This is a genomic window from Lactiplantibacillus sp. YT640, assembly GCF_049745435.1.
GTDB lineage: Bacteria > Bacillota > Bacilli > Lactobacillales > Lactobacillaceae > Lactiplantibacillus > Lactiplantibacillus plantarum.
In genome coordinates, this window is record NZ_JBMNVY010000060.1 from 1 (window position 1) to 7071 (window position 7071).

The window sequence follows — 7071 nt, forward strand, 5'->3', positions numbered from 1 at the left end:
TCTTAACGCTGATCGAGCGTCAATCCCGCTGCCAAATTCTACGTTTGATCGATGGTCGTGATGCCGATTCAGTCAACTATGAGCTAGCCAAGATCTGTCAAGAATACGGATCAATCATGAAGTCAGTTACTGCCGATAATGGCGCTGAGTTCTCGGAAGTTGGCACTGTACTTACCGGTGTCGCCGACCTTTATTATGCCCATCCATATCGTTCCTCTGAGCGCGGGACTAACGAAGCGCATAATCGAATGATCCGCCGCGATGTACCCAAGGGTCTATCCATGGATATTTTGGGTCCTCATGATATCCAAGCAGTTGAGTCAAAGCTAAACAATTTACCGCGCCGGCAAACTGGCTATCAAACACCCAAAGAGCTTTTCTCCACTGCTTCCGCCGGTTAAGTTAAGTCCATAAAATATGAATATTAATGAAAATACTGATTTAATAGGATTTATCGTGTGGCTAATTTGTTCTTGCAATTTGGGANCGCCGGTTAAGTTAAGTCCATAAAATATGAATATTAATGAAAATACTGATTTAATAGGATTTATCGTGTGGCTAATTTGTTCTTGCAATTTGGGAATAAGACTAAAACAGATAAAAAGCTAAAAAAAATAAGAAACTATTATTGAGCTAACCATTAAATTTGAAGAGCTGTTCCAATAAAGTTATTCTGATTCTCAGAACGTAAATTTAAAAATACATTTTGTGATATTCTTGTTAATGTAGGAATAGTAAGACTGACGCTAAAGGGATCATTGCAAAGTGAATTAAAACATGGACAGATGCCTCACAACGTTAGGTAGTCGAACGATCCTTAGTTGGTTAGAGAACTGTCGGCAACTTTTGGGGAATTTTGAGCATCCATTAACCATTAGTCTGCAAATAGTCGTTTTGGCGTTCCTAGCACTGTTATTAAAATAATTTAGAATACAAGAGGACAATTACGATGACAATACATGCTTGGAAAATAAAGGGAAAAGGTGGGGGTGATCATGATATAAAATCATATGAATTTTTTATTAAAAACCATTGTGTCTCATGTGGATGGTCATTTCCAAATGTTCCTGGGAGAGAGAAAATTAACACTTTTGAAGACTATAAGGAATTTTGGAATAAACAAATAAAAGAGAACCATTGGAATTCTAAATGGGGCTATCAAAGCGTACATCAGTTGTTTGAAAATGTCAGAAAGGGGGATTTTATTTGGGTCAGATGCAATGGTATATATTATGTCGCTGAGATACCTGATAAACCTAAAGATTTATTTCATTTTGATGTTGGAGAAATAGCTTCAAACTTTGACTGTTCAGCTATGTTAACTGATATTAATTGGATACCAGTCGGAAAAGAAGACGCTGTTCCAGGTTCTGTATCGACGTATACACACAATAAGAGAGCAATTACAAAAGTTGATAATCATGAGACACCCTTAGAAACTTCCCAATATACTGCAACAAGTTATTATTCAGCAATACTCCTAAACAAGACTGATCTTTTGCCTCCTAAAATGATTCATACAAGAAGTTCTCTATTTAATTTAATTGGTTATGCAGCTGCTGAAGATTTAGTTTCTTTATGGTTGTATGATCAATTCAATTATGTGGTGATACCGTCAACCAACAAAATTGGTACACAGAGATACGAATTTGTATTAGTTGATGCCTCAAAAAAACAAGGTACCTATAAAAACAGGAGAATTTATATTCAAGTGAAAAATGGAACTACTTCTCTTAAATCTAAGGATTATACATCATTGCTTTCTAATAAGAATGAAGAATTATGGCTTGTAACAACTGCAGGAAGTATTGATGGAGACAAGAATAAAAGAATTGCACAATATTACCTAGATGATTCCTGTAACTTAACAGAAAAAAATTATAATATAAACGAATTACTTGATTTTGCATTTGATCCACACAATATAAACATTCTCCCAGCTTCCATTTCACAATTTGTTAAGTACTTTAAATAATAAAAATGAAGTTGATTTGAATATGTTAGGCAATACATTAAATTCATTGGATAGTGTTTCAAAATCTGCTATCCCTTCTCTAGCCCCTGGAAGTGCTATCTTTACAGGAACCAGCTTTCCGCTCCCTGTAATGGTTCATATAGATCAATTAGATAAGAGACATGCTCCCAGTAGTGATAATGCTAATTTCCTAGATTGCATAATTAAAGTTACCACCCAGAAAATGTGAAAAAAAACCTGTCCGTTCTTGCTAAAATGGTGTTTGCATAACATACCATCTAGAGAGAAGGACAGGTCCCATGGCCATTATAACCTTAATTGAACGATCTCAGATAGAACTGATGCAACACCACACGATTCAATACATCGCCGCGACCTTAGGCCGCTCTCGTATTTCTATTAGGCATGAGCTTCACCGTTGCCCTGAAGGTGATTACTGCGCCATTATAGCTCAGGATCATGCCGATACTTGTCGGCATCGTTGTGGTCGGCACTCGATTTTAACGCCTAAGTTGAAGCGGATGGTAACTGAGAAGCTAAACCTAGGTTGGTCCCCTGAAATGGTCGGTTATGCCGTTCACTGTGCGCCACACACGATTTACCACTGGATTTATCAAAGACAAGTCGATTTTCAGCCAAGCCAACTCTTTGATCACGGTAAACGTCATAAAAGAAGACAAGACCTTCGGTCGCGCTATAACCAAGCAGTAGGCACCTCAATTGAGATTCGCAGTGAGTCAGCTAATCGGCGAACCGAAAAAGGACATTTAGAGATGGATACAGTTCGCGGTGGTCGCGGGTCAAAGGCTGCTGTTTTGACCATTGTCGATCGGGTGACACGTTTAATGGCGACAACTAAGCTTGAAAACTTATCACAAAATGCTGTTCTCAAGGGATTTGCAAGACTGATGGTGGACTTTCCGGGTCCAATTCGATCAGTGACGGTTGATCACGGTAAAGAGTTTTCCTGCGATCAGGCGCTTACAAAGCGCTATCGGATACCGGTTTACTTTTGCCACGCCTATCACCCGAATGAACGGGGCACAAATGAACGGTTCAATCGAGAACTTCGCTACTATTTCCCGAAGGGAACACAGTTTGATCAGGTTTCAGAGACCGATATTCAACAAGCCACAGCGCTTATCAATAACAAACCTAGAAAATGTCTCCGTTGGCAAACCCCAGTTCAAGCAGTGAGCAAGCCTCTTTCTAGGTGGTAACTTTATTATTGCAATCTAGGGCAAGATGACTACTAAGCGATTCTAGGGTATCCCAACCAGAATACGTATTATAGGAATGCAGATGAAACAAATTCCATCGAAGTTAGTGCTACTGATAAACGAAAGCAAGAATGGAGCTTGTATAAAGCTGTTCGAGGAAAATTTAAAACTAATTAAGTTTAAATTATACGACCACTAGGGTACACCTAATGGTCATTTTTTACTTCGTGATATAATAGAATTCTAGATGTCATTAGACTTGTTCAAGTGGAAGCCCAAATCGATAATTAGGGAAATTAGAGGAGCAATACAACAATGAAATTACTGAAATTGTGTATTTCAAACTTTAGAATGTTAGATGGCATGGAGTTAAGCTTTAATAGTAATGGTAATTATATTGTTGGTAAGAATAACATTGGGAAAACAAGTACTCTTGACCTAATTAATACAATATTGTCAGGGAAAAACTTTTACGAATCAGATTTTCTAAACGATCAAAAGCCAATACTAGTTAGAGCTACCATTTACTTGAAGAACAGTGAGGTTGGCTTTTTTGGAGATGATTTTTCTGAAAGTGAAGATAACCAAATCACGATTGTTTTTAAACAGGAAGATCCAGATTCGCAAATAATAATCACATCAAAAACAACTGGGGACCAGATTTCAAAAAAACAAATTCAATTTACTAATTACATTGGGTTTTCGTCAAGTCAGAAACCAATTAAAGAAAACGATCTAACTCAACAAGCAGGTAATTACAAATTGATACCATATTTAACGAAAAGATTTTTATTGAATAGAAACATAGACAATATATCCCCAACCAAAACAGATAAAGAAGTTATCGAATATATTAATAAATGGCTTATGAAAATTAAACCTTTTAAAAGTAACAATGTTACAGTGGGGCTGGAAGCAAACTATTTAGATTACATCACTCGTACACTGAAGGTTCAAGGGCCTTGGGGCATTGACTTCTCCAAAATGGGGTTTGGTATTCAGTTTTCGAGTCTAATTCCATTAGCGATTTTGGACCAAATTATATATTGGTCACGTTATGGTCATTTAGATGAACATCTTTCCATGGTAAATGAAGATACTTATGAGTTAAATATAATTCTTGGATTAGACGAGCCAGAAGTACACTTACATCCTAACTTACAGCGGTCTGTCATAAAAGATATAGAAAATCTTTTAGCAGGGAATGATGAAAACTTTAATACTCTTTTAAAAGAAATGTTTAATATCAGCAAAATTAAAGGTCAATTAATTGTTGTGACACATTCTCCGTATATCTTATCTGACGATTATCATAAATATATTCGCTATGGAATCTTTAATAATCAATTGAAAATCACCTCAGGTAGTGATGTTCAATTAAAAATGAGACAAAAAAAACAGCTTGAAATGCAGCTTCCATATATAAAGAATTCGCTATTTTCGGATGGGGTTATTTTAGTTGAGGGCGACACCGAAGAAAGTGCGATACCCGTTTTCGCAAAACGTTTGAAAATTTCTCTTGTTAATCATAATGTTGATATAGTTAAATCTGGCGGTGTTAAGAATATACCTCCTCTTCAAGAACTTTTTGAGACACTGGGTATAAACAATCATGCTGTTATTGACAATGACGGACAAGACAGGGGATATCTGCGTACAAATGTTACAAAAGAAAAGGATTTCGAATATGAATGCCTAAAATTGATGGACATAAACGGCATAAATTTTTATTTGTCCGACTTTGAAGAGTATATTAACGAAAACGAATATGATGGCAGCTTTTGGGACCCCTTTTTTGATCAAAACTTTAAAAAAGATAGAATAAGGAAAGTGTGCAAGCACGAAAATGTTTGTGAATTTATTAAAGAATATGTTGAAAAGCTTGACGATGATGAAATCAAAAAAATTAAAAATAATGTTCTGGAAAAATTGATTGGGAAACAATATTTTAAAAATAAGTCTATTTTGAATGGCTCTGTTATTGCACGATATGTATCAGTTGTCCCTGATGTGTACAAGAAAACACTTCTGGAGGCCATAAAATGAAAGATAAGATTACATCAAGCGAAATTGTTAGTCGATTTTCTCAAGACCCAGAACAGCTTGCGGTTATTACTAATAACAATAACAGGCTAATAGTTGAGGCATCTGCAGGCTATGGAAAAACATTTACTATGGTATCGATGATTAGCTACTGGTTTGCAATTAATAAAATTCCGGAAAACAAATTCATTCTTTGTCTTTCGTTCAGTGTTAGTGCAGCTAACCGAATGAAGGAAAGCATATCAGAAGTGTTCTTCAACACCTCTCAATTTAATAAAACGACTGGTCAAATATGGACTACTAACTTTCATGGGTTTTGTCGAATGGTGCTTAAAAAGTATGGATACCTTGTTGGAGTAAAAGACATTAATGCATTGAAATCCATTGATACTTGGCACGTTCATTCAATTTCATCTAGTGATAAAGAAAATCTTACTTTAATACAGCACTTGGAACAAGATATATCTTCAGCATCAATATCAATAGATCAGCTTTTTACACGTACCCCACCTTACATTGAAGCTCAGAAGTCATTATTTATCAAGAAGGGGGAAATAACCTACGATGCAATTATATTATTTGTACTTAATCTTTTTAAAGAGTACCCCTCAATTCAACATGGGTATCAAAAAATTTTCAAGGCTGTATGTATTGATGAATTTCAAGACACTAACGTTCTTGGATTGGCGCTTATTCGCACATTAATACTTCCTGACACAAAATGTGTGGTCTTCGGAGACCAAATGCAACAAATATATGGTTTCTTAGGAGCTATCCCAAACCTAATTGATCGTATAGTCAGTGATGATGTAAACCATAGGATTACTTATATACGTTTGTTAAAGAACTATCGCTTCACAAAACGACCTAATATGTTGGCTCTTGACACTGCACTTCATAAATTCAGAGATAATCCTTATGATACCTCAATTAAGCCAGTAGGTATTAAACCGTTACACGGTATTACGATTTATGACCAAGCATCACGAATTATAGAACTCATCCAACATATTCAGTCTACTGATCCCGATGCAACAGTTGCAATATTAGTTAATCAAGGAGTGGGTACTACCGAAGAATTAGTGACAAACATAAGACAAGTCCTGCCGTTAATGGATGCTACTTTCAAAGCCGAGGATCCAAATTTCATAGATTTTGAATATCAAGCATTAGAATTATATCAGTCAAATTTTTTAAATCATCCTATTACAAAACATGAGATTGAACACTTTTGTCATAATGTTAAAAGCAATTCACCCCTCTCAGACTATACAACGTCCTTTGAGGAGTTACTACGTGTGTTTCTTTATAGTTCGGTCAAAAAATTTCCGTCTGCTTTTCGCAATAATCATATTATTTCTACTTTAAGTAGCCAATCACTTCGCCAAAGTTTACCAGATGTCACAACTAAGGTTACTATATCAACAATTCATGGAGCAAAGGGACTTGAGTGGGACTACGTAATAATTGCAAATTTCCAACAAGACGATTTTCCAAACCATAATGATTTAAGAGATCTAGGAATTCCAGTTAGTCAGACGACCATTAATATTGATGAAGTAGATAGAGGTGCTTTGAATGATATAACCAACAAACTTTATGTTGCATTTTCAAGAGCTAAGAAAGAGGTCTTTTTTTCTTACTCAAATGAGGGACGTACACCATGGGGGGAAAAATATAATACTTCCCTAAGTTCTTTAGCCAGCTTGCCGATATTCAAGATATTGTCGGCTAACAAAGTATATAAATGGATGTAAGCTGATTCCTGAGACAACTTTTAAGAGAGGGTATAATGAATAAATCGTCTCTCAAAAGGAAGGAATTTTTACATGC

At 35.8% G+C, this 7071-nt stretch carries 5 protein-coding genes and 1 pseudogene; all 6 read left to right on the plus strand.

The features are described 5' to 3' along the window. On the plus strand, positions 1-401 hold a 401-nt coding region (locus ACOV1R_RS15510; RefSeq protein WP_424744289.1), incomplete at its 5' end, for an IS30 family transposase. A 418-nt stretch (positions 402-819) separates the two neighbouring features. After that, positions 820-924: pseudogene (locus tag ACOV1R_RS15515) on the plus strand (IS5/IS1182 family transposase); the annotation flags it as partial. Positions 925-949: 25 nt separating this feature from the next. After that, the gene (locus tag ACOV1R_RS15520; RefSeq protein WP_217203419.1) at positions 950-1975 is read left to right on the plus strand and encodes a hypothetical protein; all 1026 of its coding nucleotides are present in this window, start codon (positions 950-952) and stop codon (positions 1973-1975) included. A gap of 299 nt (positions 1976-2274) precedes the next feature. Continuing rightward, positions 2275-3195 carry an IS30 family transposase gene (locus ACOV1R_RS15525; RefSeq protein WP_158179167.1) on the plus strand — a complete coding sequence of 307 codons (921 nt, stop codon included), beginning with the start codon at positions 2275-2277 and terminating at the stop codon, positions 3193-3195. A gap of 315 nt (positions 3196-3510) precedes the next feature. Next, on the plus strand, positions 3511-5241 hold the full coding sequence (locus ACOV1R_RS15530; RefSeq protein ID WP_217203417.1) for an ATP-dependent nuclease: 1731 nt from the start codon (positions 3511-3513) through the stop codon (positions 5239-5241). Beyond that, positions 5238-6995, plus strand: coding sequence for a UvrD-helicase domain-containing protein (locus tag ACOV1R_RS15535; RefSeq protein ID WP_125607113.1), 1758 nt, complete (start codon positions 5238-5240; stop codon positions 6993-6995). The genes ACOV1R_RS15530 and ACOV1R_RS15535 overlap by 4 nt, the downstream gene beginning before the upstream one ends. Positions 6996-7071: the final 76 nt, after the last annotated feature.